Annotated in this window: 25 protein-coding genes and 14 pseudogenes; 36 read left to right on the top strand and 3 right to left on the bottom strand. The window is 72.4% G+C overall.

Annotated elements, in window-relative coordinates:
* Positions 1-177: 177 nt before the first annotated feature.
* The 30 genes and pseudogenes from RBJ77_RS61880 (at position 178) to RBJ77_RS61735 (ending at position 15,253) form a co-directional block, all read left to right on the top strand.
* Positions 178-630, top strand: coding sequence for a hypothetical protein (locus RBJ77_RS61880; protein WP_372352889.1), 453 nt, complete (start codon positions 178-180; stop codon positions 628-630).
* A pseudogene (locus tag RBJ77_RS61875) lies at positions 624-965 on the top strand (KR domain-containing protein); the annotation flags it as partial. The gene RBJ77_RS61880 and the pseudogene RBJ77_RS61875, both read left to right, overlap by 7 nt.
* 77 nt (positions 966-1,042) lie before the next feature.
* Complete coding sequence (locus RBJ77_RS61870; protein ID WP_372352888.1) at positions 1,043-1,177, top strand: KR domain-containing protein; 135 nt, start codon at positions 1,043-1,045, stop codon at positions 1,175-1,177.
* 48 nt (positions 1,178-1,225) lie between these two features.
* Positions 1,226-1,996 (top strand): acyl carrier protein, encoded by a 771-nt coding sequence (locus tag RBJ77_RS61865; protein ID WP_372352887.1) that lies wholly within the window; start codon positions 1,226-1,228, stop codon positions 1,994-1,996.
* Positions 1,997-2,172: 176 nt separating this feature from the next.
* Positions 2,173-2,286: pseudogene (locus RBJ77_RS61860) on the top strand (hypothetical protein); the annotation flags it as partial.
* Between the two features lie 94 nt (positions 2,287-2,380).
* Positions 2,381-2,665 (top strand): annotated as a pseudogene (locus RBJ77_RS61855) (beta-ketoacyl synthase N-terminal-like domain-containing protein); the annotation flags it as partial.
* Between the two features lie 46 nt (positions 2,666-2,711).
* Positions 2,712-2,960, top strand: coding sequence for a beta-ketoacyl synthase N-terminal-like domain-containing protein (locus tag RBJ77_RS61850; RefSeq protein ID WP_372352886.1), 249 nt, complete (start codon positions 2,712-2,714; stop codon positions 2,958-2,960).
* A pseudogene (locus tag RBJ77_RS61845) lies at positions 2,957-3,573 on the top strand (polyketide synthase); the annotation flags it as partial. The gene RBJ77_RS61850 and the pseudogene RBJ77_RS61845, both read left to right, overlap by 4 nt.
* A gap of 137 nt (positions 3,574-3,710) precedes the next feature.
* Positions 3,711-3,917, top strand: a pseudogene (locus RBJ77_RS61840) (acyltransferase domain-containing protein); the annotation flags it as partial.
* A gap of 203 nt (positions 3,918-4,120) precedes the next feature.
* A complete protein-coding gene (locus tag RBJ77_RS61835; protein WP_372352885.1) occupies positions 4,121-4,357 on the top strand; it encodes a hypothetical protein in 237 nt (78 codons plus the stop codon).
* Positions 4,309-4,599, top strand: a pseudogene (locus tag RBJ77_RS61830) (acyltransferase domain-containing protein); the annotation flags it as partial. The gene RBJ77_RS61835 and the pseudogene RBJ77_RS61830, both read left to right, overlap by 49 nt.
* 67 nt (positions 4,600-4,666) lie before the next feature.
* Positions 4,667-5,020 carry a hypothetical protein gene (locus RBJ77_RS61825; protein WP_372352884.1) on the top strand — a complete coding sequence of 118 codons (354 nt, stop codon included), beginning with the start codon at positions 4,667-4,669 and terminating at the stop codon, positions 5,018-5,020.
* Positions 4,981-5,493 (top strand): annotated as a pseudogene (locus RBJ77_RS61820) (polyketide synthase dehydratase domain-containing protein); the annotation flags it as partial. The gene RBJ77_RS61825 and the pseudogene RBJ77_RS61820, both read left to right, overlap by 40 nt.
* Before the next feature lie 235 nt (positions 5,494-5,728).
* Positions 5,729-6,022, top strand: a complete 294-nt coding sequence (locus RBJ77_RS61815) for a hypothetical protein (protein ID WP_372352931.1) — start codon at positions 5,729-5,731, stop codon at positions 6,020-6,022.
* Positions 6,016-6,339 carry a hypothetical protein gene (locus RBJ77_RS61810; RefSeq protein WP_372352930.1) on the top strand — a complete coding sequence of 108 codons (324 nt, stop codon included), beginning with the start codon at positions 6,016-6,018 and terminating at the stop codon, positions 6,337-6,339. Before RBJ77_RS61815 ends, RBJ77_RS61810 begins: the two co-directional genes overlap by 7 nt.
* A gap of 288 nt (positions 6,340-6,627) precedes the next feature.
* The gene (locus RBJ77_RS61805) at positions 6,628-6,936 is read left to right on the top strand and encodes a hypothetical protein (protein ID WP_372352883.1); all 309 of its coding nucleotides are present in this window, start codon (positions 6,628-6,630) and stop codon (positions 6,934-6,936) included.
* Positions 6,921-7,445: a zinc-binding dehydrogenase gene (locus tag RBJ77_RS61800; protein ID WP_372352882.1), complete on the top strand. Its 525-nt coding sequence runs from the start codon at positions 6,921-6,923 to the stop codon at positions 7,443-7,445. The genes RBJ77_RS61805 and RBJ77_RS61800 overlap by 16 nt, the downstream gene beginning before the upstream one ends.
* Positions 7,446-7,823: 378 nt before the next feature.
* Entirely contained in the window at positions 7,824-8,876 is a 1,053-nt protein-coding gene (locus RBJ77_RS61795; RefSeq protein WP_372352881.1) for a beta-ketoacyl reductase, read from the top strand.
* A gap of 45 nt (positions 8,877-8,921) precedes the next feature.
* A pseudogene (locus RBJ77_RS61790) lies at positions 8,922-9,215 on the top strand (beta-ketoacyl synthase N-terminal-like domain-containing protein); the annotation flags it as partial.
* Positions 9,216-9,336: 121 nt separating this feature from the next.
* Positions 9,337-9,424 (top strand): annotated as a pseudogene (locus tag RBJ77_RS61785) (hypothetical protein); the annotation flags it as partial.
* A 79-nt stretch (positions 9,425-9,503) separates the two neighbouring features.
* Positions 9,504-9,668: pseudogene (locus tag RBJ77_RS61780) on the top strand (hypothetical protein); the annotation flags it as partial.
* Between the two features lie 79 nt (positions 9,669-9,747).
* A complete protein-coding gene (locus RBJ77_RS61775; protein ID WP_372352924.1) occupies positions 9,748-10,002 on the top strand; it encodes a hypothetical protein in 255 nt (84 codons plus the stop codon).
* Positions 10,003-10,068: 66 nt separating this feature from the next.
* Positions 10,069-10,584, top strand: coding sequence for a hypothetical protein (locus tag RBJ77_RS61770; protein ID WP_372352880.1), 516 nt, complete (start codon positions 10,069-10,071; stop codon positions 10,582-10,584).
* Complete coding sequence (locus RBJ77_RS61765; protein WP_372352923.1) at positions 10,551-11,414, top strand: acyltransferase domain-containing protein; 864 nt, start codon at positions 10,551-10,553, stop codon at positions 11,412-11,414. The genes RBJ77_RS61770 and RBJ77_RS61765 overlap by 34 nt, the downstream gene beginning before the upstream one ends.
* Before the next feature lie 207 nt (positions 11,415-11,621).
* Positions 11,622-11,864, top strand: coding sequence for an acyl carrier protein (locus RBJ77_RS61760; RefSeq protein ID WP_372352922.1), 243 nt, complete (start codon positions 11,622-11,624; stop codon positions 11,862-11,864).
* A 213-nt stretch (positions 11,865-12,077) separates the two neighbouring features.
* A complete protein-coding gene (locus RBJ77_RS61755; RefSeq protein ID WP_372352921.1) occupies positions 12,078-12,542 on the top strand; it encodes a condensation domain-containing protein in 465 nt (154 codons plus the stop codon).
* Between the two features lie 138 nt (positions 12,543-12,680).
* The gene (locus RBJ77_RS61750; protein WP_372352879.1) at positions 12,681-12,866 is read left to right on the top strand and encodes a hypothetical protein; all 186 of its coding nucleotides are present in this window, start codon (positions 12,681-12,683) and stop codon (positions 12,864-12,866) included.
* A 63-nt stretch (positions 12,867-12,929) separates the two neighbouring features.
* On the top strand, positions 12,930-14,213 hold the full coding sequence (locus tag RBJ77_RS61745; RefSeq protein WP_372352878.1) for a hypothetical protein: 1,284 nt from the start codon (positions 12,930-12,932) through the stop codon (positions 14,211-14,213).
* Positions 14,214-14,403: 190 nt separating this feature from the next.
* Positions 14,404-14,727 (top strand): annotated as a pseudogene (locus RBJ77_RS61740) (hypothetical protein); the annotation flags it as partial.
* A gap of 73 nt (positions 14,728-14,800) precedes the next feature.
* Entirely contained in the window at positions 14,801-15,253 is a 453-nt protein-coding gene (locus RBJ77_RS61735) for a phosphopantetheine-binding protein (RefSeq protein ID WP_372352920.1), read from the top strand.
* Between the two features lie 350 nt (positions 15,254-15,603).
* Here RBJ77_RS61735 and RBJ77_RS61730 read toward each other — a convergent pair whose 3' ends face one another.
* The 3 genes and pseudogenes from RBJ77_RS61730 to RBJ77_RS61720 all read right to left on the bottom strand — a co-directional run bounded on the left by RBJ77_RS61730 (position 15,604) and on the right by RBJ77_RS61720 (position 19,146).
* Positions 15,604-15,870 (bottom strand): MerR family transcriptional regulator, encoded by a 267-nt coding sequence (locus tag RBJ77_RS61730; RefSeq protein ID WP_372352877.1) that lies wholly within the window; start codon positions 15,868-15,870, stop codon positions 15,604-15,606.
* Between the two features lie 371 nt (positions 15,871-16,241).
* The gene (locus RBJ77_RS61725; RefSeq protein WP_372352876.1) at positions 16,242-16,736 is read right to left on the bottom strand and encodes an alpha/beta fold hydrolase; all 495 of its coding nucleotides are present in this window, start codon (positions 16,734-16,736) and stop codon (positions 16,242-16,244) included.
* 147 nt (positions 16,737-16,883) lie between these two features.
* Positions 16,884-19,146, bottom strand: a pseudogene (locus tag RBJ77_RS61720) (MMPL family transporter).
* A 347-nt stretch (positions 19,147-19,493) separates the two neighbouring features.
* Here RBJ77_RS61720 and RBJ77_RS61715 point away from each other — a divergent pair.
* The 6 genes and pseudogenes from RBJ77_RS61715 (at position 19,494) to RBJ77_RS61690 (ending at position 23,420) form a co-directional block, all read left to right on the top strand.
* A complete protein-coding gene (locus RBJ77_RS61715; RefSeq protein WP_372352875.1) occupies positions 19,494-20,399 on the top strand; it encodes an acyltransferase family protein in 906 nt (301 codons plus the stop codon).
* 45 nt (positions 20,400-20,444) lie between these two features.
* Positions 20,445-20,585, top strand: a complete 141-nt coding sequence (locus tag RBJ77_RS61710) for a hypothetical protein (protein ID WP_372352874.1) — start codon at positions 20,445-20,447, stop codon at positions 20,583-20,585.
* Positions 20,582-20,734 (top strand): hypothetical protein, encoded by a 153-nt coding sequence (locus tag RBJ77_RS61705; RefSeq protein WP_372352873.1) that lies wholly within the window; start codon positions 20,582-20,584, stop codon positions 20,732-20,734. Before RBJ77_RS61710 ends, RBJ77_RS61705 begins: the two co-directional genes overlap by 4 nt.
* A gap of 706 nt (positions 20,735-21,440) precedes the next feature.
* Positions 21,441-21,605 carry a hypothetical protein gene (locus RBJ77_RS61700; protein ID WP_372352872.1) on the top strand — a complete coding sequence of 55 codons (165 nt, stop codon included), beginning with the start codon at positions 21,441-21,443 and terminating at the stop codon, positions 21,603-21,605.
* A 28-nt stretch (positions 21,606-21,633) separates the two neighbouring features.
* Positions 21,634-22,598: pseudogene (locus RBJ77_RS61695) on the top strand (ATP-binding cassette domain-containing protein); the annotation flags it as partial.
* Positions 22,599-22,622: 24 nt separating this feature from the next.
* Positions 22,623-23,420, top strand: a pseudogene (locus RBJ77_RS61690) (ABC transporter permease).
* Positions 23,421-25,138 lie beyond the last annotated feature (1,718 nt).

The following is a 25,138-nucleotide window of genomic DNA, read 5'->3' as shown; positions in this document are numbered from 1 at the left end:
CGGTCCGGTACGCCGTCCTCGGCACACCCGACACGGTCCCCGCACCCCTCGCACCGGGCGCCGAGGTCTTCGCCGGCCTCGACGAACTCGCCGCCCACGAAGCGGGATCCCGCCGTTTGTCATCGCGAGGCCTCGAAGGGGCGGGCATCGAGGGGACGGTCCTCGACAGGACGGGCGATGGCGGGGGCGGGCGACGTCCCCGACGTCCCCCGCTGTCGCCGAGCGGAACCTCCACCGGCTGCTGCGGTGGACGCAACGCGGCGCCGCCGACGACCGGTTCGCCGACTCACGCCTGGTCGTCGTCACGACGAACGCGTTCCACGACCAGCACGCGTCCGCCACGAGTACGTCCGCCACGGGAACCGGGAGCAGCCCCGGGAGCCCGCGGCCTCCGCGGCCTGGGGCTTCCTGCGCACCGCGCAGACCGAGAACCCAGGACGGTTCACGCTCGTGGACACCGACGGTCGGCCCGGCTCTCGTGGGCCCGCATCCCTGCGGCCGCCGCGACCGGGGAGGCCCAGCTCGAGAATCAGGTCGGGCAGCGTCACCACCCCAACTCACCCCCGCCCCGGAAGCCCCGGGCCGCACGCCGGACGCCCCGCCCGCCCTCGGCACCGGGACCGATCCTGATCACCGGCGGCACCGGCGGCCGGCGCCCTCCTCGCCCGGCACCTCGTCGAACGGCACGGAGTGCGCAGCCTCGTCCTGACCAGCAGGCGCGGACCGGAGGCCCCCCTGGCGCGGCGGACCTGCGCGCCCAACTCACCGCGGCAGGCGCCCGGACGGAGGTCGTGGCCTGCGACGTCTCACGGACCGCGTCCGTCGCCGAGGTGCTCGCCGCGATGCCGCCCGAGCAGCCGCTGACCGCGGTGATCCACTGCGCGGGCGTGCTCGACGAGCGGCGTCGTCGCGGCGCTGACCGGGGACCGCCTGGACGCGGTCTCGCCCCGAAGGTGCGCGGCGCCTGGCACCTCGCACGAACCGACCGCGCGACCTCGGCCTCTCCTGCGTTCGTCGTCTGTTCTCCTCGGTCGCGGGCGTCGTGGGCACGGCCGGACAGGCCAACTACGCGGCGGCCAACGCGTTCCTCGACGGCCTCGCCGAAGCTCGCCACGCCACGGGACTCCCGGCCCGCTCCCTGTGCTGGGGCCTGTGGGCCGGGAACGCAGCGAGATGATCGCCGACATCGGCGAGGAGGGACGTCGTACGCCTGCGACGGCAGGGCGTGCTGCCGCTGCCGACGCGCCGAGGGGCTCGCCCTCTTCGACGCGGCGATCACCCGGGACGAACCGGTCCTGGTGCCCGCACTGCTCGACCTCCCGGCCCCCCGGCCTGCCGCGGGCCGACCGGCCGGGCCTCGCCGCTCCTGCGCGGGCTGCTCGGCACACCCGCGGACCCCGCCGCCGACCCGTCGGCCCCCGGGCCCGCCGACACCGGACTCGCGGAGCGGCTCAGGTCGCTGCCGCCCGGCGAGGCGGAGACCGTGCTGCTCGACGCCGTACGGGCGCAGACCGCCCTCGTCCTCGGCCACTCCGGCGGCGGACGGATCGGCTCCACCGCCACCTTCAAGGAACTGGGCATCAACTCGCTCACGGCGCTCGACCTGCGCAACCGGCTGGCGGCGGCGACCGGCCGCACCCTGCCCGCCACCCTCGTCTTCGACCACCCGAACCCGCGGCGCCCTCGCGCAGTTCCTGAACACCGGCGGCACCCAGGGATCCGGTGCCGAAGCACCCGGTACCGCACCCCGGTCCCCGGCCGATCACCTGGCCGCGGAGATCGAAGGGCTCGGCGCCCGCATCGAGGACGCGTTCCTCGACCTCGCCGACGAGGGCAAGGCCGCCCTGTCCACGCTGCTCGGCGAGGTGCAGGGCAGGGTCCGCTCGATGGTGGGCGAGGGATCACTGGTCGCCCTCGTCGACCGGATCAGTTCGGCCTCGGCGGGGAGAACTCCTCTCGCTCCTGGACAAAGAGCTCGGCTAGAGAGAGGCGATGACCAACGACAACAACGCCGAGGTTCTCGACTACCTCAAGCGGACCCTCGATCGAGCTCATCGAGACCCGCAAGCGCCTGAAGCGAAGTGACGGAGGCCGCGGCCGAACCCGTCGCCGTGGTCGGCGTCGCCTGCCGGTTCCCGGGCGGCGCGGCGTCCCCGAGAGCTGTGGGAGCTGGTGCGCACCGGCACGGACGCCGTGTCGGCGTTCCCCGACGACCGCAACTGGGACCTGGCGGAACTGTCCGACCCGGACCAGGACCGGCCGGGCAGCTGCCGCACGGGCTCGGGCGGATTCCTGTACGACGCGGGCGACTTCGACGCCGAGTTCTTCGGGATCAGCCCCGCGCGAGGCGCTCGCCGCCGACCCGCAGCAGCGCCTCCTCCTGGAGACCTCCTGGGAGTCCCTGGAGCGCGCCGGCATCGACCCGGCGACTCCCTGCGCGGCAGCAGCACCGGCGTGTTCGCCGGCCTCGCCTACTTCGGCTACGGCAGCCACTTCTCCACGCCCGAGGCCATTCCGGCTACGCCCAGACCGGTTCCCTGCTGAGCGTGGCGTCCGGCCGCGTGGCGTACGTCCCCTGGGTCTCGAAGGCCCGGCGCTCTCGACGGACACCGCGTGCTCGTCGTCGCTCGTGGCCGTGCACCAGGCGGTGCAGTCGCTGCGCCAGGACGAGTGCGGGCTCGCCCTGGCCGGCGGCGTCGACCGTCATGGCGATGCCGCAGGTGTTCCGGGAGTTCTCGCGGCAGCGGGGTCTGTCGGAGGACGGGCGTTGCAAGGCGTTCGCGGAGGCGGCGGACGGCACCGGCTTCGCCGAGGGCGTCGGCGTGCTGGTGCTGGAACGCCTCTCGGACGCGCGGCGCAACGGCCGCCGGATCTGGGCGGTCATCCGCGGCTCCGCGATCAACCAGGACGGCGCGTCCAACGGCCTGACCGCGCCCAGCGGCCCGCCCAACAGCGGGTGATCCGGGCCGCGCTGGCGAACGCCCGGCTCCAGGCGGACGACGTCGACGTGGTCGAGGCGCACGGCACCGGCACCACCCTGGGCGACCCCATCGAGGCACAGGCCCTGCTGGCGACGTACGGCCAGGGACCGCGACCCCTCAACGGCCCTTGTGGCTCGGCTCGTTGAAGTCGAACACCGGTCATACGCAGGCGGCCGCGGGCGTCGGCGGCATCATCAAGATGATCATGGCGATGCGGCACGGTGTGCTGCCGAAGACGCTGCACGTGGACCGCCCGTCGACGCATGTGGACTGGTCGTCCGGGGCGGTGCGGCTGCTGACCGAGGCGAGGGAGTGGCCGGACGCGCCGGACCGCCCCCGCCGCGCCGGCATCTCCAGCTTCGAGCCAGCGGCACGAACGCCCACCTCATCCTGGAACAGCCCCCCGAGGCCGAACCGGACCCGCACCACGTGGGTGAAGTCCCGTCCGTGGAAGGCGAGTTGGTGCCCTGGGTCCTCTCGGCACGGTCGGAGCGCGCGTGCGGGCCAGGCGGCGAAACTCCGCGCCTTCGCCGCGGCCGACGACGACCTCGACGTCGCCGACATCGGCTGGTCGCTGACGTCGAGCCGCTCCCACCTCGACCACCGCGCGGTCGTCCACGGCCGCGACCGGGAGGAACTCCTGAGCGCGCTGGCCACGCTCGCCGACGGCACGGAGTCCACGGCCGTCGTAGCCGCGGCGTCGCGGGCGAGCCCGCCGGAACCGTCTTCATGTTCCCCGGACAGGGCTCGCCCTGGGCCGGAGCCGCCCGCGAGCTGTACGACACCTTCCCCGTCTTCGCGCAGAGCCTCGACGAGACCTGCGCACACTCGACGCGCACCTCCCCTTCGCCCTCAAGCCCCTCACTCCTCGCTGACGAGCCCGCGCAGCGCGACGCTACGGACGTCGCGCAACCCGCCCTGTTCGCCCTCCAGGTCGCCCTGTACCGGCTCATGGCCCGGTACTGCCCCCGGCCCGACCGCCTGATCGGCCACTCTCGTCGGCGAGATCGCCGCCGCCCACGTCGCCGGAGTCCTCGGCCTCGACACCGCGACCCGCCTCGTGGCCGCCCGCGGACGGACCATGCAGACGGTCACCGAGCCCGGCGCCATGCTCGCCGTCCGCGCCTCCGAAGCCCAGGGTGGGCCCGCTGCTCGACGCGTACGACCGGGTCGGCATCGCCGCCGTCAACGGCCCGGAGTCCGTCGTCGTCTCGGGCGCGCGCGACCAGGTCCACGCGCTCCGTGACCTGCGCTCGTCGCCGAGCGGCACCTCGGCGAAGCTCCTCGCCGTCGACCACGCCTTCCACTCCCCGCTGATGGACCCGGTCTGGACGAGTTCGCCGCCGCGCTCGGCGAACTCCCCACGGGCGAGCTGACGATCCCGGTCGTCTCGACCAGGCTCGGCCGCCCGGCCACGCTCCAGGAACTGACGTCCGTGGAGCACTGGGTGCGCCACGTCCGCGAACCCGTCCGCTTCCACGACGCCGTCGAGTGCGCCCGGGAGGCCGGCGCGGACGTGTTCATCGAAGTCGGGCCGGGCTCGACGCTCGCGAGCATCACCCAGGACACCTTCTCCGCCGCGGGCGCGCACGACACCATCGTCGTGTCGTCGTCGCGGCGGGACCGCGGGCCGGTCAGAGCGCTGGCCGCCGCGCTCGCCCAGCTGCACGTCCGGGGGCGCGTCCGTGCACTGGGACGCGGTGTTCGGACCGCGCCGACAGGTGGACCTGCCGACGTACGCGTTCCAGCGGCAGCGCTACTGGATGGACTTCCTCGCCGGGCAGGACACGGCGGACGTCGCCGCCGCCGGCCTGTCGGCCCCCGGCCACCCGCTGCTCGGCGCCGCGGTGGACCGCCCCGGCACCGACGAGGTGGTGTTCACCGGCCTGTGGTCCCTGCGCACCCACGACTGGCTGGCCGACCACACCGTGTTCGGCGCGGTCGTCGTCCCGGCCACGGCCCACCTCGACCTCGCCCTGTCGGTGGGCGACCGCGTCGGATGCGCCACGGTCGAGGAACTCTCCCTGGAAGTGCCCTGATCCTGCCCGACACGGGCGAGGTCCAGGTCCGGGTCGTCGTCGGCGCACCCGATGAGTCCGGCCGCCGCGCCCTGGAGGTGCACGCCCGTCCCGCCGACGACAGCCCGACAGCGGGCGGCTGGACCCGGCACGCACAGGGCACCCTGGCGCCGGACGCCCCTGCGGACCGGCGCCCCGCACGCGCGCCGCCCGGCCACCGGCCGACGCGACACCGCTCGCCATCGACGGCCTCTACGACTCCTTCGCCGACGCGGGCTTCGACTACGGCTCCCGCGTTCCGCGGACTGCGCGAGGTCCGGCGGCACGGCGACGACCTTTACGCCCTCGCCACCCTGCCGGAGAACACCCAGCAGGCGGGCGGGACGTTCGCCCTGCACCCGGCGCTGCTCGACACCGTCCTGCACGCGGCGGTGGCCGGCGGCGTCATCGAGGTGACGGGCGAGCAGGGCTGGATGCCGTTCGCCTGGTCAGGGGCCGCCCTGACCGGCGTGTGCGGCCCGACCGTACGGGTCAGGCTCTCCCCCGGTCGGCGAGGGCGCCGTGTCGCTGACGATCGCCGACGAGGAGGGCCGCGGCACCGCACACGTCGAGACACTCACGTTCCGCCCCGCGAGTCCGACCAGGTGCGCCCGGCGCAGCCTCTACGCGGTGGAATGGCGCACGGCCCCATCAGGCGGTCAATCAACTCCCGCTGCTTCATGGGGAGTTGTGGGAGCGAAGAACGGCCTGGCCGCCCGGCTCGTCGAGACCGGCGGCGAGAACGTCACGCACGCCGCGTCCCTCGACGAGGTCGTCGGCGTGGCTTCTGGGCAGGAAGCCCCCGGCATCTCGTCCTGTGCGTCGACGACACCGCCCCCGACCCCACCGTCCCCCGACCCCACCGCCCTCGGCACCGACCGCGACCTGCTCGCCGAGGTGGCCGACACCGACAGTACGTACTGGACTGGATCCAGCGGTTCCTCGCCGACGACACGCTCGCCGGAACAACGCTGTCCGTGCTGACCCGCCGCGCCCTTTCCACCAATGCGGGCGAGGGCGTGGACAGCCTCCCGGAGCCTCCGTGTGGGGCCTGGTCCGGTCCGCCCAGACCGAGCACCCCGGCAGGTTCCGGCTCCCTGGACATCGACGACGACGAGACGTCCTGGGCCCGGTTCCCGGACGCGCTCGCCCTGGCCGAGGACCAACTGGCCCTGCGCGACGGCACGTTCCTCGTCCCCCGCCTCGCCCCCCGCCCCCGCCCGCCGACCAGCGGATCGAGCCGCCCGCGGACGGCCCGCACCGGCTCGGCATCCCGACCAAGGGGACCCTGGAGAACCTGACCTGGGTGCCGTGCCCCGAAGTCACTGAGCCCCTGACCAGCGGGCAGGTCCGCATCGCCGTACAGGCCGCCGGGCTCCAACTTCCGTGACGTCACCATCGCGCTGGGCCTCGTCGACCGCACCGCCATCGACGCCGGACTCGGCAGCGAGGGCGCCGGGAGTCGTCCTCGACGTCGCGGACGACGTGACCCGGCTGGCCCCAGGCGACCGCGTCACCGGCATCTTCACCGGCGCCTTCGGCCGCGTCGCCGTCGCGGACCACCGCATGCTCATGCCGATCCCCGACGGGTGGAGCTACGCCGGAGCGGCGTCCGTGCCGACTACCTTCCTACCGCGTACCACGGGCTCTTCCACGTCGCGAAGCTCGAGAAGGGGCAGCGGGTCCTCATCCACGCCGCGGCGGGCGGCGTCGGCATGGCCGCCGTCCAACTGGCCCGGCACGCCGGCGCCGAGATCTACGCGACCGCAAGCCCGGCCAAGTGGCCCGCCCTGCGCGCCCTGGGCCTCGACGACGACCACCTCGCGTCCTCCCGCGACCTGGAGTTCGCGCGGAAGTTCCTCGCCACGTCGGACGGCACGGCATGGACGTCGTCCTGAACTCCCCTCGCCCACGCCTTCGTGGACGCCTCGCTGACGCTGCTGCCCCGGGGCGGCGACTTCGTCGAGATGGGCAAGACCGACATCCGCGAGCCGCACCGCGCGTGGCGTGCCGACCACCCGGCGTCGCCTACGAGGCCTTCGACCTCTACGAGGCGGGACCCGACGCGATCCACGCCATGTTCCGGACCGTGCTGGACCTGTTCGCCGACGGCCGGGTGCGCCTGAACCCGGTCACCGTCCGCGACGTCCGCGACGCGCGCGCCACGTTCCGCGAGATGAGCCAGGGCCGCCACACCGGCAAGCTCGTGCTCGACGTGGGCGGCGGCTTCGGCGGCGGCACCGTCCTCGTCACCGGCGGCACCGGCGGCGTGGGCTCCCTCGTGGCACGCCACCTCGTCACCGAGCACGGCGTCCCGCAGTCTGGTGCTGGCCGGCCGACGGGGAGCGGCGGCCGACAGGGCGCGAGCTGGTCGCGGGCGCGCTCACCGGCGCGGGCGCGGAGGTGAAAGGTCGTGGCCTGCGGCGTCTGGACCGGACCGCCCTCTGCCGCCCTGCTCGCGGACCTGCGCGCGGTGCCCGCTCACCGCCGTCGTGCGCGCGGCCGGCGTCCTCGCCGACGGCACCGTCGAGTCCCTGACCCAGAGCCTCGACCACGTCCTGCACGCCAAGGCGGGCGGCGCCGTCAACCTGCAGACTGACCAGGGACCGGCCCCTGTCGGCGTTCGTCGCGTTCTCCCGCCCTCGCGGGTCTACGCTCGGCGGCGGCGGACAGGCGAGACTTACGCGGCGCAACGCCTTCCTGGACGGACTGGCCGCCCACCGCAGGAGCGTCCAGGCTGCCCGGCACCTCGCTGGCCTGGGGCTGGTGGGAACAGAGCAGTGGCATGACCGGGACCCTGGACGACACCGGCCTCTCCCGGCTGCGGCGCGCGGGCATCGCCGCGATGCCGACACCCGAGGCCCTCGCCCTGTTCGACGCGGCGTGCGCCGCCGGCGCGCCGGTCTCCGTCCCCGCCCCGCGTGGACGTCGCCGCCCTGCGGACAGGGCCGTGGACGACGTACCGCTCCTCCTGCGCGACCTCGCCACCACCGGCAGGACCCGCCGCACCGGGCCCGGCCGTCCCAGGACGAAGGCCCGCCTGACCGCCAGGCTCGCCGCCCTGCCCGCCGACGAAGCGGCGGCAGCCGTCCTCGACTGGGTCCGCGACCAGGTCGCCGTCGTGCTCGGCCACCCCTCCGGCGCGGCCGTGGATGCCGGCCAGACCTTCACCCAGCTCGGCTTCGACTCGCTGACCTCGGTCGAACTCTGCAACCGCCTGGCCGCCGCGACCGGACTGCGGCTGCCGTCCACCCTCGTTTTCCAACCACCCGACCCCCACGAGATGGGCGAGCACCTGCACGGCCTGCTGCGCTCCCCGCACCCGACCGGACCCGGCCGGCACCGCCGAAACGCTGAGGACGCCGGGATCCGCGAGGCCCTGCGGCACGTATCGATCGAGGGCCTGCGGCGCGCGGGCCTCTGGACCTGGTCTGGCCTGCGCCGCCACGTCCCCGACGGACGACGGCGGACGGGCCTCGGACACCGGCGCCGAGCTGGACGTGACCGCGGACGAACTGTCGGACCTCGACCTGGACGCACTGGTCGACCTGGCCCTGGACGAGAAGGAGGTAGTGACCATGACCAACTCCGCGGATCGCACGGCGGACGGCGCGGACCGGGTCCAGCGGGCGCTGCGACGCACTCATCGAGAGCGCGACCGCCTCCGCCAGGAGAACGACGCCCTGAAGGCCGGCCGCGGCAGCCCGATCGCCGTGATCGCCATGGCCTGCCGCTACCCCGGCGGCGTGGCCACCCCGAGGACCTGTGGGACATGCTCCGCGAGGCCCGGGACGCCGTGGACACCTTCCCCACGGACCGCGGCTGGCGCGACGTCTGACCCGGACCCCGACACCGTCGCGCTCGTACACCCGGCACGGCGGTCCTGACCGGCGCGGCCGCGTTCGACGCACGGCTGCTCGGCATCAGCCCGCGCGAGGCCCTCGCCATCGACCCGCACCACCGCCTCCTCCTGGAGACGTCGTGGGAGGCCTTCGAACGGGCGGGCATCGTCCCCGCCGACGTACGGGGCACCGACGTCGGCGTCTTCTCAGGCGTGAGCTCGTCCGAGTACGGATGGCGGTTCCTGGAGGCGGGACAGCGGGAACTGGAGGGCCACCTGCTGTACGGCAGCGCCCTGAGCGTCGCGTCCGGCCGCGTCGCCTACGAACTGGGCCTGACCGGGCCCGCCGTGTCGGTGGACACCGCCTGCTCGTCGTCGCTGGTGACCCTCCACACTGGCGGCGCAGTCGCTGCGGTCGGGCGAGTGCTCGCTCGCCCTCGCGGGCGGCGCGTCGGTGATGGCGACCCCCTCGTTCTTCGTGGAGTTCTCCCGGCAGGGCGCCGCCATCCGCCGACGGCCGGTGCAAGGCCTTCGCCGACGGAGCGGACGGGACCGGCTGGGCCGAAGGCGTCGGCGTGCTCCTCCTGGAGCAGCTGTCCGACGCCCGACGAGGCCGGCCACCCCGTGCTCGCCGTCCTGCGCGGCTCCGCCGTCAACCAGGACAGGGCCAGCAACGGCCTGACCGCACCCAACGGCCGCGCCCAGGAGAACGTGATCCGCAAGGCACTGGCGAACGCGGGCGTCGCCGCCGCCGACGTGGACCTGGTCGAGGCGCACGGCACCGGCACCACGCTCGGCGACCCCATCGAGGCGGGCGCCCTGCTCGCCACGTACGGGCAGGGGCAGGGCGGCGGGCCGGCCGCTCTGGCTGGGATCGCTGAAGTCGAACATCGGTCACTCCATGGCCGCCGCCGGCGTCGGCGGGGTCATCAGAGTCCGATCCTGGCGCTGCGCCACGGGCGCCTGCCCAAGACCCTCCCACGTGGACACCCCCTCGAAGCACGTCGACTGGTCGTCGGGCGACGTCGAGCTCCTCGTCGAGGGACGGGAATGGACGGGGCGACGGGCCGCGGCGGAGCCGCCGTGTCGTCGTTCGGCGTCAGCGGCACCAACGCGCACGTGATCCTGGAAAGGGCCCCGCCGCAGGAACCGGCGGACCCGGTGGGCCAGGCCCCGGCGGCCCGAGGCCGTGACGGGCGGCCTCGTCCCCTGGGTGCTGTCGGGCAAGAACGCGGCAGCCCTGGAGCGCCAGGCCGCCAAGCTCCGCGACTTCGTCACCGCCCGCCCCGGCACCGATGCGGGCGACACCGCCGACACCGCCGACATCGCCGCCATCGGTGCGACGCTCGTGTCGGACCGGACGCGCTTCGAGCACCGTGCCGTGGTCCTGGGCCCCGACCGCGACGCACTGACGAACGGCCTTGCAGCGCTCGCCGGCGGCACGGAGTCCACCGCCGTGGTCGGGGGCAGCGCAGGGAACCCCGGCCGGGTCGCCTTCATGTTCCCCGGCCAGGGCTCGCAGTGGGCCGGCATGGGCCGCGCAACTGTACGACGCCTTCCCGGTGTTCGCGCAGTCCCTCGACGCGTGCGCGGACGCCCTCGCCGAGTGGGTCGACTGGTCCCTCCCTCGACGTGCTGCGCGGCACCGAGGGGGCACCGACCCTCGACCGGGTGGACGTCGTGCAGCCCGCGCTGTTCTCCGTGATGGTGTCCCTGGCCGCGCTGTGGCGCTCCTGGGGCGTGGAACCCGCCGCGGTCGTCGGCCACAGCCAGGGCGAGATCGCCGCCGCCCACGTCTGCGGCGCCCTGTCCCTGCGCGACGCCACCAAGGTCGTGGCACTGCGCAGCAAGGCCCTCATCGACCTGATCGGCCACGGCGGCATGGCGTCGGTCGCCGAATCCGCGGACGTCGTGGCCCGGGCGCTCGCCCCGTGGAGCGACACGGTGAGCGTCGCCGTCGTCAACGGCCCCCCGCTCCCTGTGGTGGTGTCCGGAGAACCGGACGCGCTCGACGAGTTCGTGGAGAAGATGAAGGCCGACGGCGTCCAGGCCCGCCGGATCTCGGTCGACTACGCCTCCCACTCGCCCCACGTGACCCGCGTCCGCGACCAGGTGATCGACGCCCTGTCCGACATCAGCCCCCCGGACGTCGACGCTGCCCTTCTGCTCCACCCTCTACGGCAAGGTCATCGACACCGCGGCACTGACCGGCGCGTACTGGTACGACAACCTGCGCGAACAGGTCCTCTTCGCCACGTCCGTCCGGCAGCTGGCCGACGACGGATTCCGGACGTTCATCGAGATGAGCCGCACCCCGTCCTCACCGTCCCCGTGCAGGGAGACCGTCGAGGGACCTCGACGACGCGCTGGTCCTGTCACTCGGCCCGCCGCGACCGCAACGAAGTGCAGTCCCTCGTCGGCTCCCTCGCGCAGCTGTACGTGCGGGGCGGGACCGTGGACTGGGACGCCCTGCTCGGCCCCGCCCCAAGGCGGACCTGCCGACGTACGCGTTCCAGCGGCAGCGGTTCTGGCTGAACTCCTCGCCCACCGCGGCCGCCGAGATCACCCCGGCCACGGAACCGCCCGCCGACGACGACCGGGCGAACCCCTGCCGGAGAGGATCTCCGCCCTACCCGACGACCAGGCGCAGCAGCTCGTCCTCGACCACGTCCTGGAGAAGGTCGCCGTCGTCCTCGGCCACTCCTCCACCAATCCCTCGACCCCGACCAGGAGTTCAAGGAGATCGGCTTCGACTCCCTGCTCTCCGTCGAACTGAGCAAACGCCTCAGCGCGTCGGCCGGACTCAGGCTGCGGGCGAACCTGGTGCTGCGCCACCCGTCCCCGCGCCGCATCGCCCCGGACACCTCGTGTCCTCCCTGGCTGGCCCGGCGCACCCCGCACCACCGCGTAGACCCGTCCCGCCGGCGGGACACCGCAAACCCACAGCGCCCCGTCCGCCGGCCCCCAGCTGTCTTGAACGGCTGATTCACTTCCCAGAAAGTGGAGGTGATCTGCGCATCCCCGCGATTTCCGCGATTCCCGGACCTGTTCTCTGAGGGTTTCGATCCGTGTGCGTTCGTTCAGCGCGTCGTCTGCGCATAAAGGACTGTGGCTGGCGGAGAAGGTGTCTCCCGACACGCTGAACCATGCGCTGACCATGTGGGACGTGGCCGGTGAACTCGACGCCGCCGTCATGGAATCCGCGTTCCCTGCACGTGCTCGACGAAGCGGAGTACTCCGCGTCACCTTCGCCGACGACGGCGGCGGACTGCGGCTCACCCCCGCGCACTGGGGGACTGGCGGCCCTTCCACCTGGACGTCAGCGCCGAGCCCGACCCCGAACAGGCCGCGCGCACCGCCCTGGCCGACCTGCTGCGCACACCGTTCGACCTGGAGCGCGACCTGCTCTTCCGGCTCGGCGTGGTGAAACTCGCGGCGACCCGCTCCCTCGTGGTGATCGCCTACCACCACCTCGTCTCCGACGGCTTCGGCACCGGCGGCGCTGCTCTCGAAGCGCCTCGCCGAGGTGTGCGGCACTCGCCCGCGGACGGCAGGTACCGGAGCTGCCGCACCCTGGGACGTCGAGTCGTTCGCCGCCGAGACCGAGCAGTACCGACTCCCCGACGTTCGCCGAGGACACCGCGTTCTGGCGCGACTACCTGAGCCGACGCGCCCCGCCCGCCCAGGTCCGCGCATCGCCCTGCCCAAGCGACCCGGACCGCGCTCGCCGCGCCGACGTGCGACGCCGACGCTGGGGCAGACTGACCGAACCCATCGGCATGGTCAGCCGCACCCCTGACCGTGCCGCGCGCCGAGGCGGACACCTGGACCGACGCCGCGCAGACCCTGGGCGTGTGGATGTCCACGATGCTGACCTCGGCCGCCGCCGTCTGCTTCCGGCACCGCTGCGACCGCCCGGACTTCCTGCTCTCCTGGCCGTGGGCAGCCGGGTCGGCGTCGCCAGCCGGACCCCAGGACTGGCCGTGAACGTCGTGCCCGTACGCGTACGGGTCCCGCCTCGGCGCGACCTTCACCGAGATCGCCGACGCCATGGTCGACGAGACGTACGAACTCTTCGGCCACACCGCCTGCCACTACTCGGACATCCAGCGCGCGAGCGACACCGCCCCCCGGCGACCGCGGCAGCTTCGGCGCCGTCATCAGAACGTCGTCGACTTCGTCGAGCAGCTCCACTTCGCCGACAGCCCGGCGCGCTACCTCGGCGGCACGACCGGCGCCTTCGACGAACTGTCCATCGCCGTCTACAACGACGGGACCGCCGACAGCGACCTGTACCTCCGGCTCGACGCCCCCACCCGCCTGTACTCCCGCGCCGAACTCCACTTCATCGGCGCCGAGTTGATCGACCACGTCCGCGCCCTGGTGGCCGCCGACGACCGGCCGGTCGGCGCACTGGACGTCCTGGGCGGCGCCGAGCGACCGCGTGCTGAGCGCACCGCCCGCCACGGACACCACGGCGGGGCCGACGCCCGGCGAACTGTTCGCCCACCAGGTGGAACGCGCCCCGGACGCCGTCGCCCTCGTGTCCCGGCGACGAGACCGTCTCGTACCGCGAACTGGACGAGCGCTCGGACCGCGTCGCCGAGGCGCTGCGCCGGCGCGCACGTCGGACCCGAGACCGTCGTCGCCCGTGGCGCTGCCCCGGTCGGTGGACCTGGCCGTCGCCCTGCTGGGCGTGGTGAAGGCGGGCGGAGCCCACCTGCCGATCGACCCTGGGCGCTCCCCGCACCGCTGATCGCGGCGCGCATCGGCGACGGCGCCACCCCGGCGCGCGCCCTGCTCACCGACACCACGACCGCCGGAACGCTCCTGACGGCCTCCCGGTGCCGGTCCTGCTGCTCGACGCCCTCCCGCCGGACCACGACGACGCACCGCGGCCCCCGCCCGCCGCGGCCGGACCACCTCCTGGCCGTGCTGCCCGACGACCCACAACACCCGGTGGCGCTACGGGAGTTGCCGTCACCACGGCAACCTGGCGCACCACGTCACGGACCGGCACTGGCAGGACGCGGCCCGGGGCACCGTCGCTGTGGCACGCACGCACCTCCGACACCCTCGCCCTCGACCTGTGGGCACCCTGCTGAACGGCGGCCGCGTGGTCGTCGCCCCGCCCGGCGACCTCGACGTGGACGCGCTGACCAGGCCCGCGCGGCCGACGACATCACCGCGGTGTGGCTGCCCGCCGGCCTGTTCACGACCATCGCGGCGCAGCGCCCCGACCACCTCGCGGGACTGCACACCGTCTGGACCGGCGGCGACCGCGTCCCCCGCCGCCGCACTGCGCCGCGTACAGGAGGCCTGCCCCTGGCCTGACGACCGTCGACACGAACGCCCCGACCGCCGAAACCGCCCTACGTCCTGGGCCCGGGCCTCGCGCCCGTCCCCGTCGGCGTCACCGGAGAACTGTACGTCGCCGGGCCCGCCGTACCGCGGCTGCCCCGGGAGCCCCGCACGGACCGCGGACGCTTCGTGCCCCTGCCCGTTCGGACCGGCCGGCGCTCTCATGCAGCGGACCGGCGACCGGGTGCGCAGGGACGCCGACGGCCGGCTCACCCACGTGGGCCGCACCGACGCCCACATCGACGTCCGGGGAGTCCGGGTCGAACCGGCCGAGGTCGAGGAGGCACTGGCCGAACACACCGGCCTCGCCCAGGCGGTGGTCGTCGCCAGGGACGACGCCTCCGGACAGCGCCGGCTCGTGGCCTACGTCGTCCCGGCCTCCCCGGCCGGACCGGCGGGACCCGCCGAACCAGCCGGACAGGACGGGCAGGCCGATCCGGCCGAACTGGCCGAGGAACTGCGCCGGTTCGCCGCGGGCCGGCTCCCGGAGCCCATGGTGCCCACGGTGATCACCGTCCTCGACCGCCTGCCGATGACGTCGGACGGACGCGTCGACCGGGCTGCGCTGCCGCAGCCCACCTTCGACGACGGCACGTACCGGGCCCGCGCGCAACGACACCGAGCGGGCCCTGGCCGCGGCCTTCGCCGACGTCCTCGAACTCGACCGGGTCGGCATCGACGAGGACTTCTTCGACCTCGGCGGCAACTCGCTGCGCGCCATCAGGCTCGTCGGCCTGATCCGCACGGAACTCGACCAAGAGGTGTCGATCCGGCGGCTGTTCGCCCGCCCGCACCGTCATCGCCCTCTCCGACATGTGGCGGGACCTCGCCCGCTCAGCCGGCCCACGCTGCGCCGCCGGGACGAAGGAGGGGCGCCGTCCTCTGACCTGCCAGGCCTCCACCCGCCCCGGTCACTGGTGCGGGATGTCGACGCCGACCGCCCGCAGATGCGCCTCCAAGGAGCTCGTTCAGGCGGGCGGCGGCCGGCGCCTGGTCCTCCCGGTGATGGTTGATCAGGCCGTAGCGGGTGGCGGCGTCCGGCCGCGCCTCGAACTCGGCGGGCATCGCCAGCAGTTCGCGGTCGGCCAGCAGCTTCGCCGCCAGGGCGGCGGCGAGCTCGTCGAGCCGCGGGTCGTCCGCATCCCACGACTCGGCACTCCCGGCAGCGCTTCATCAACGCCACGTACTGCGGATCGCCGAGCCCGCGCTCCAACTGGGCCAGGGAAACTGTCGAAGACCTCCGGCACCAGCGCACGGGCCAGTATCAGGGCCTCCTCCTGAAGCGCCACGTAATCGGCACCGAAACCGAGCTCGGCCATCAGGTCCAGGGCCGCACAGGCCCGCTCCGGGCAGCAGCAGCCGGTCACCCGCGGCGAGCCGGCGCAGCACCGTGCGCCGCGCGGTCAGCTCCGCGATCCGGTCGGTGAGCCGGCGCTCCACGTCGTCCAGGGCGGCGGCGGGCGCTCGGGACCGGCGTCGAGCAGCCCCCGATCTCCACCAGCGGCACGCCCGCCCCCGCGAGCGTGCGGACCTGCACCAGCCGCACCATGTCGGGTGATCCGTACCGCCGGTAGCCGGACCGGTCCCGCTCCGGTTCGTCGACCAGGCCGAGGCGGTGGTAGTGGCGCACGGTCTTCACCGTGACGCCGGCGAACGCGGCGACCTGACCGATCGTAGTCCGTACACCATGCGCTCAGCCGGTCCCCTGGTCGTGGGCGGCCGCGATCTCGCGGACCGCGTCCGCGACCGCGCAGAAGATCCCTGCGCAGGACCTTCGAGTGGTTGCTCGCCACCTTCGCGCTCACCTCGATGTTCGGGTTCCGGGCGAGCACCGGATCGAGCGAGGCCCGCATCTGCTCCATCTCCTCCTCGCCCCCGCCGAGACTGGCCCCCGTGGCCAGGACGTACCGCACCGGGCAGGGCACCCGGTCCAGGACCGGCCCGATGGAGAGCGTTGAGCTCGTTCGCCTCGATGTTGATGTCCGCGATGCTGGTCGGCGCTCATCCGCGCGGCCAGGCCGAACGGGCGCAGCAGCGGCAGCAGCAGCCGCATCCGCCGGAACAGCCGCCGGATCCGCGCCTGTCCTCCTCGCCGGTCAGCCCGTACGGTACGGCGCCGTCGACGCACACCACCCCGAGCACCCGGTCCGGATTCCGGCCGGCCCAGTGCACCGCGAGCGCCGCGCCGTAGGACCAGCCGACGAGCAGCGGCCGTTCCGCACCGGTCGCCGCGACGACGGCGTCGATGTCCCGGAGGCACGCCTCGAAGGAGTAGTCCGCCGACCGCCTGGAGCAGCCGCGGGCCCGCTCGTCGAAGGTGATGTGCCGCCAGCCGGGGCCGAGTTCGGCGATCACCGGCCGCCAGGGCCGTTGATCGGCGTAGAAGCCGTTCAGATGGACGACGGCCCGGCCGGGGCCACGGGTGTCGGTGACGGCCAGGGCCGTGTCGTCGACGGGGACCATGCCGGTCCGGGGCGAGAGAGCTGAACTGGTCATACGAGCAGCGTCCACCCTGCCCTTGGGTCAAGGTCAACCCAGGACATTCGGCCGAGTCGTGCCCCAGAGGCAGGGTGGGATCTGTTCGGTTATCCGCTTCTTTGACCACTACGAGCGCCCGCGACGCCGTTGGTCGCGGAGGCGCCCTCAGTGCACGAGGTCCTGCTCGTGCTCCGACCGGCTCTGCGGCACCCGCGCCGTTGCGGGCCGCAGCCGCCGCTGCAGCTTCTCACCCTCGACGTCGACGTTCGGCAGCAGCCGGTCGAGCCACTTCGGCAGCCACCAGGCCGCGTCACCGAGCAGCGAGTGCACGGCGGGCACGATCACCATGCGGACCACGAGGCGTCGAACAGGACGGCAGAGGCGAGACCGAAGCCCATCATCTTCACCAGGTCGTTGACCTCGACGACGAAAGCCCGAGAAGACGCTGATCATGATGAGGGCGGCGGCCGCGACCACCGTCCGCTGTGCCGGAAACCGGTGACGACGGCGTCCTTCGCCGACGCGCCGTGGACGTACGCCTCACGCATCCGCGTGACCAGGAGAGACCTCGTAGTCCATGGCCAGACCGAAGACCACACCGATCATGAAGATCCGGCATCGTCGTCATGATCGGCCCCGGCTGCTCGATCCGAGACGTCCTTCGCCCAGCCCCACTGGAACACCGCGACCACCGCGCCGAGCGCCGCGCTCACCGAGCAGGAAGCCGAGGGGCCGCCTTGAGCGGCACCAGGATCGAGCGGAACACCAGGATCAGCAGCAGGAAGGCCAGACCGACCACCAGGCCCAGGTAGGGCAGCAGCGCGTCGGACAGGGTCTCCGAAGTCGATGAACAGCGCGGTCTGGCCGGTCACCCAGGATCTCGGTGGCGCCCGCGGACGCCGCGAGCGACGTGGCCTTCGCGCGGATGTCCTTGACCAGCCGCTCGGTGGTCGCGTCGGTCGGGCCGGTCTTCGGGACGACGGAGAGGATCGCGGTGTCGCCCGCCTTGTTCGGCGTGGCCGCGGACACCGAGTCGACGCCCGTGGTCTTCTTGAGCGCCGCGCCGACCTCGTCGCCGGCGGCGGCCGCGTCCCCGTCCCTCGACGGTCACGGTCAGCGGGCCGTTGAAGCCGGGCCCGAAGGAGTCGGACAGCAGGTCGTACGCCTTGCGCTGGGTGGTGTCGGTCGCCATCGTGCCCTCGCCGGGCAGCCCCAGCTCCAGCTTGGTGGCGGGCAGCGCGAGCGCGCCGAGACCGACGACGGCGAGCAGGAGCACGCCCAGCGGGCGACGGACCACGAACGCGGCCCAGCGGGTGGCCAGATTCGGCTGGTACGCGCCGCGAGCGCTTCGCGGCCTTCGCCTCGGACCTGGCCTGTTTGCGCGCCGACAGCGGCTTCTTGACCTTGACGAGGTGGCGGTCCGCGACCCGCAGCACGCGGCGCGGCGCGAAGCCGAGCAGGGCCGGGCACGAAGGTGACCGCGATCAGCACGGCGACGGCGACCGTACCCGCCGCGGCGAGACCCATCTTGGTGAGGACCGGGATGTCGACGACCGCGAGACCGGCCAGCGCGATGATGACCGTGAGCCCGGCGAAGACGACGGCCGAACCGGCCGTGCCCGTCGCGCGGCCCGCGGCCTCGCCGGCTCGTGCCCTTCGGCGATCTCGGCACGGTAGCGGGACACCACGAACAGGGCGTAGTCGATGCCGACCGCGAGGCCGATCATCATCGCCAGCGTCGACGTCGTCGCGGACAGCCCGAGCGTGGAGCCGAGCGCGGCGATGGCGGACGATGCCGACACCCACCCCGATCAGGGCGGTCAGCAGCGGCATCCCGGCGGCGATCAGCGAACCGAAGGTGAGGAACAGGGACGACGGCCGACAGCAGCACACCGATCTGCTCGCCGGTGCCGGACATGGCCGCGTCGACCGCGACCGCGTCACCGCCCGCCTCCACGGTCAGCCCGCCGTCACGGGCCCGGTCGGCCGCCGCGGTGAGCGCGTCGTGCGCCTTGTCGGTGAGGTCGGGCGCGGTGACCTTGTACGTCACCACGGCATAGGCCGTCCGGCCGTCCGCACTGATCGAGCGGGCCGCGAACGGATCGGCGACGCCCGCCACCTGGGGCGCCCGCCCCAGCTCGCCGACGGCGCCGATCGCCGCCTTCTCGTCGGCGATCTTCTCGCCCTCGGGCGCGCGGATCACCATACGGGCGGTGGCACCGTCGGCGGAGGCGGCGGGGAACTTCTTCTCGAGCAGGTCGAACGCCTTCTGCGACTCGGTGCCCGGCATCGAGAACTGCTCGGTCGGCGGGGCGGGCGCCGCCGAGGCCTGCGGCACCGACGCCACGAGCGATCAGGACCCACAGCAGGGTGACGAGGCCGCGCCGCCGGAAGGCAAGCGGCCGAGTTTGTACAAGGCTAGCCACAGGAAACCGCGCTTCCATCGAGTGGGGGTGAGCGGGACACGTGCGACCGACCGCCCGGGCGCGAAAGGTCCGGCGGACGGCTCGGCCAGGTACACGGTGGCCCAAGGCGCGGCCAAACGGCCGAATTCTCCGGGGACTTGGAACCACCCCTCAGCAGACCTCCAGAAGCGGCCGACACCCAGAGGCACTTGATCAGCCGTCAGGACAGGCCCCTGCACCGCCCCCGCCGCCGGGGCGCACGGCGCGCTGCACCAGCCGGAATCGACCACACCCCATGTGACGCTCCAGCCGCCCCTGAGACCGTCCACCCGGGGGCCACCACCCACGCAAGCTCCCCCGACGAGCGCCCTTGCACCGGCGCGAGACCAGGAGCTCAAGGCCACTGGTCGCTCCCGCACGACCCCAACCGACCAGCGCCCAGGAGTGCCATGTCCACCCAAGAGCTCATCCGCGAGAGACCAGAGCGCCGTCCAAACCGAGAAGACCCGCTTCCGCCCGGACATCCAGAGCACTGCGCGCCCTGGCCGTGGGACTCGTCGTCTTCCACCACCTGTGGCCGACCGTCCTCACCGGCGGATTCGTCGGAGTCGACGCCTTCTTCGTCATCTCCGGCTACATCATCGGTGCACAGCTGATCCACGAGCTCAACGGCACCGGCCGCATCCGGATCGCGGACTTCTACGCACGGCGCGTACGCCGCCTGCTGCCCGCCGCCCTCCTCGTCCTGACCAGCGTCGTCGTCGCCGTGCACACCCTCGCCCCGCAGGACCGCTGGGGCGACCACGCCCGCAGGTACTGGCCAGCGCCCTGTACGGACAGAACTGGCTGCTCGGCGCCGAACCCGTCGACCCGTACAAGGTCACCGCCGTGGCGCTACTTCTGGTCACTCTCGGTCGAGGAGCAGTTCTACCTCGTGTGGCCGCTGCTCCTGCTGCTCCTGTTCAAGCTGCGCGCCCCCCGCTGGCCCGCATCGCCCGCCACGACGGGCCTGGGACTCGTCTCGCTGCTCTGGTGCGTCCGCCTCACCGAGTCCGACCCCGCCGCGGCGTACTTCGTCACCCAGGTCCGGGTGTGGGAGTTCGCGATCGGCGCCGCCATCGCCCTGGCCGGCACCCGGCTCGCCCTGCCCAAGGCCCTCGCCACCGCGACCTCCCTCCTCGGCCTCGCCCTGCTCGTGGGCTCGGCCGTGCACTACACCGGCCTGACCCCTACCCCGGCTCCGCGGCGCTCCTGCCGACGCTCGGCGCGGGCCTGATCATCGCCGCAGGGCACCGCGCCCGGCCGTCAATGGCACACCGCCGTGACCTCCTCGAAGCCGGTCCAGCTCCTCGGCGACATCAGCTACTCGCTCTACCTCTGGCACTGGCCGCTGCTCATCCTGATGCCGCTCGCGGTGTCCGGGGAGTGCTGGACACGCCGGTGCGGCTGGGAGTCCTGGTGACCGCGCTGGTCCTCGCGTACCTCTCCAAGCGCTTCGTCGAGGACCCGGTCCGCCGCTGGGACGTGCTGACCGGCAGCACGCGGCTGACGTTCGCCGCGATGGTGCTCGGCCTGGCCGCGGTCGGTCTGGCGGTCGCCGCCCTGCTATAGCGTTCACCTCCATATCATTGCAACGACTGGTCAACGCAATCGTTGCGTTAGGCGTGAGACCGTTGCAACAACTTTCCTCTAATCACCTGCGGTTATGGCGATTTGACGCAACGAGCCTGTTGCTGGATCAGTGAATGCAACGTAGTGTTTCTCTCATCGGAAGAGCGGGCCGGAAGGGGCGCGCACCACCGGAGAAGGAGGCACGATGCAGAAGTTCGACACTCCCGCCCCGTCTCGGCCGTCCTCGACATCCCGCCGGCCGCATCCAGCTCATCGCCGCCGACCGCACCGACACCACCGTCGAGATCCTGCCCGCCAACCCGCCAAGGGCCGCGACGTCAAGGCCGCCGAACAGGTCGAGGGTCGCCTACGCCGACGAGGTCCCTGCACGTCGGGCCCCCAGCCCAGAACCGGCTCCTCGGCAGCACCGGCTCCGTCGAGGTCACCGTCCAACTCCCACCGGCTCCCGCGTCGAGGCGAAGGCCGCCGCCGCCGAATTCCCGCGGCGTCGGACGCCTCGGCGACGTCGCCGTCGACGGCGGCCACGGCCTCGTCAGAGCTCGACGAGACCGACGCGCCACCTCACCGGCCTCGACGCCGACATCACCATCGGCCGCCTCAACGGCCCCGGGCGAGATCAGCACCCAGCGCGGCAACCTGAACATCACCGAGGCCACCCGCGGCACCCTCAAAGCTCACCACCCAGATGGGCAACATCACCGTCGGAGCGGCCCACGGCATCTCCGCCACCCTCGACGCCGGCACCTCACACGGCCGCATCCACAACACGCTGAAGAACTCCGACGACACCCCCGGCCTGACCATCCACGCCACCACCTCCCAGGGCGACATCGCCGCCCGCAGCCTCTGACCCGCACCGCCCTCGAAGGAGCATCCCCATGACCAACCTGGCCATCGCGGCGCACGGGCTGCGCAAGTCCTACGGGGACAAGACCGTCCTCGACGGCATCGACCTGAACGTCGAGGAAGGCACCGTCTTCGCCCTGCTCGGCCCCAACCGGAGCCGGCAAGACCACCGCCGTCAAGATCCTCTCCACCCTCGTCTCCCGGACCACGGCAGACAGGCCCCATCAGGTCGGCGGCCACGACCTCGCCACCCAGGCACACGCCGGCCCGCGCGCCGCGATCGGCGTCACCGGCCGGTTCTCCGCCGTCGACGGCCTGATCACCGGCGAGGGAGAACATGCTCCTCATGGCCGACCTGCACCACCTCCCCCAAGGAGGAAGGCCGCCGCGTCGCCGCCGAACTCCTGACCCGCTTCGACCTCACCGACGCCGCCAAGAAGCCCGCCTCCACCTACTCCGGCGGCATGAAGCGCCGCCTCGACATCGCCATGACCCTGGTCGGCAACCCCGGATCATCTTCCTCGACGAACCGACCACCGGCCTCGACCCCCGCTCCCGCCACAACATGTGGGGCATCATCCGCGAACTCGTCAACGACGGCGTCACCGTCTTCCTCACCACCCAGTACCTCGAAGAAGCCGACGAACTCGCCGACCGCATCGCCGTGCTCAACGACGGCAAGATCGCCGCCGAAGGCACTCGCCGACGAACTCAAGCGCCTCATCCCGGGCGGCCACGTCCGCCTCCGCTTCACCGACCCCCTGGCCTACCAGTCCGCGGCCACCGGCGCCCTCCGCGAAGCCACCCGCGACGACGAAGCCCTCACCCTCCAGGTCCCCAGCGACGGCAGCCAGCGCGAACTCCGCCGGATCCTCGACCAGTTGGACGCCGCCGGCATCAGAGGCCGACGAGACTGACCGTCCACACCCCCGACCTCGACGACGTCTTCTTCGCCCTCACCAGCACCACCACAGTCCCCGACCAGCCGGATCCAGCCGACCCAGCCGAAGGAGGCCGTGCGATGAGCTCCCTCTCCCTCGCCGTCCGTGACTCGTCCACGATGCTGCGCCGCAACCTCCTGCACGCCCGGCGCTACCCCTCACTCACTCTGAACCTGCTGCTCACCCCGGTCATGCTGCTCCTGCTCTTCGTGTACATCTTCGGAGACGCCATGCAGGACGGCGGAGCAGGCCGCGACGCCGCTACATCGCGCTACATCGTCCCCGGCATCCTCCTCATGACGATCGGCTCCACCACCATCGGCACCGCGGTCTCCGTCTCCACGGACATGAGCGAAGGCATCATCGCCCGCTTCCGCACCATGGCCATCCACCGCAGCTCCATCCTGTTCGGACACGTCGTCGGCAGCGTCCTGCAGACCCTCATCAGCGTCATCCTCGTCGGCGCCGTCGGCGTCGCCATGGGCTTCCGCTCCACCGACGCCACCGTCCTGGAATGGCTCGCCGCGCTTCGGCCTCCACCTCGCCCTCGTCGCCCTCGCCTTCACCTGGATCGCCGTCGGCACTGGGCCTCGGCAGCCCCCACCGCCGAAGCAGCCAGCAACAACGCGCCATGCCAGCTGATCCTGCTCCCCCTCATCTCCAGCGCCTTCGTCCCGCTCGACTCGATGCCCGGCTGGTTCCAGCCCATCGCCGAGTACCAGCCCTTCACGCCCGCCATCGAGGGACCCTCCGCGGCCTCGCTCCTCGGCACCGAGATCGGCAACAACTGGTGGATCGCCACTCGCCTGGTGCATCGCTCCTCACCGCACTCGGCTACCCGCTGGTCCAAGGCCCAGTTCAACAGCGACCCCAAGTAGCCAAAACGACGCAGGCCATCCCCCTCTCTCTGCGTCCACCACGGCGGCGTACACCGACCCAAGGTCGGTGTACGCCGCCACACATGTGTCTGGGAGCGCATTTGCTGGAGATCGTTGGGGTACCTGCAATGGCGGCGCAGTGCTCAGCACGGCGTGAGAGAGAGTAGCCCACAGGCCGTCCGTGTGGTCGCTGAGGTTGGTGGCTACCAGCGGCGGGCGCCTCACTGGAGGGCGTACGTGGAGAAGCCTGTCTGTCCCGCGGCGATCGCCTGGCCGCTCACGATGCCGTGTCCACGATGCTGACGGGGTGCAGCGATCAGCACTTGCGCGATGCCGTGGACGCCGCTCCAGCGGTCGGCGCCGGCATCGGCGGAGAGGACAGTCCTGCTGGAGATCGGCGGAATCCCGTCTTCGTCAAACAGATCAGGCTGACCGACCTGGAGCGACGCCAGGGAGAACGTTCACTCCACGGCGAATGTGTTCGCCCCTGCCGTCTTCTGTCACTACGGCATCCGGCCGGATCGGCAGCGTTTCGCCGCCTGGCGCGAGTTGGCCGTGCGCACGACGAGCGACGAACTGCGAAGTTCCACTCGCGGGCGACTTTACAACGGATTCCCCCTGATGCACCACTGGCGGGTGCTACTCAGACCATGGTCGGCCGCTCCCTGTGAGAACTAGCCGACATGGAACGGGCTGCCACCTACTGGGGAGGCGGGGCCAGAAATCCTCGCCCGACTCTCCAGGCTCTGCAACTTACTCGACGGCGAGCATCGCACTTTGTTCCTCAGGCCTGGCATCCCACCCAGAATCTGCACGACTGGCTGGGCGCCCAAGTCGGAGACAGTGATGGGAGGCGGCCGAGCTGCAGACGCCTGCGCCATGGTGGAGAAGGAGACTGGAAGCCGGCATCGCGTTCATGAACGCTTGCGTGGTCTGCTGCTGCGCTTCGGGCGCCCCACTTCGAGAACATCCCTGACCGACGGCCGACAACTCTCTAGCTACCGACTACGGCCTCGCGATCTCACTCCCACTTCCAACTCGCCCAGGATGAGACCGACACCGCCAGCTCACCACCACGCCTACGACCGGTACTACCACCGCCACGCACCACGGTAGCGGCCTGGCTGGCCGTTGCCCTGCACGGGCACGAGCCACGACGAGCACCCAGGGCTCCTTTGTTGCGCACCTGCGCTGGAGGACCTCCTCAAGGGCGTTCCCGCAGAGGATCGCGGAAATCCTGGCCGTCATGCGCCAATCGCCGAGGTGATGGAGCGACTTCTCTCGCCGATTCAAAGCAGACCAAGCCAGTACAGTTCCTTACCCGCTGGAGGGCTACGCCGGATCGTGCGGTGGGTGGAGGTGGTTCAGCCACGATCGTGTGGAGTGCTAGGCATAGCCACAGGCGCATCTCCAGACTTCATAATTCATCTGGCCTCAAAAAATGACACGCAACGAGCGCTGACAGGCGCCCTCACTGTGACCAGTAATGTGCAGTCGGGAGGACTCTGCTCGACACGAACGCAGAGTGACTACAGTCCAGTAGCCGGTTTTCGGTGGGTCCGCGCGGGCACGTGGACTCACAGGCTGGATCGCGGGCGATCCGGCCGTCACTGCGGAGCGGTGCTGACATGACGACTGGTGACGTCAGCTCCACGGCGGAGTCGGCGTTCGGCACGGAGTGCCGGCGTCCACTGCAACGGCGGCGCGTCGTCTGCGGA

Source organism: Streptomyces sp. KL116D, from assembly GCF_030766975.1.
In the GTDB taxonomy this organism is placed as follows: Bacteria; Actinomycetota; Actinomycetes; order Streptomycetales; family Streptomycetaceae; genus Streptomyces; species Streptomyces longispororuber_A.
This window is presented reverse-complemented; position numbering and strand designations above follow the sequence as displayed.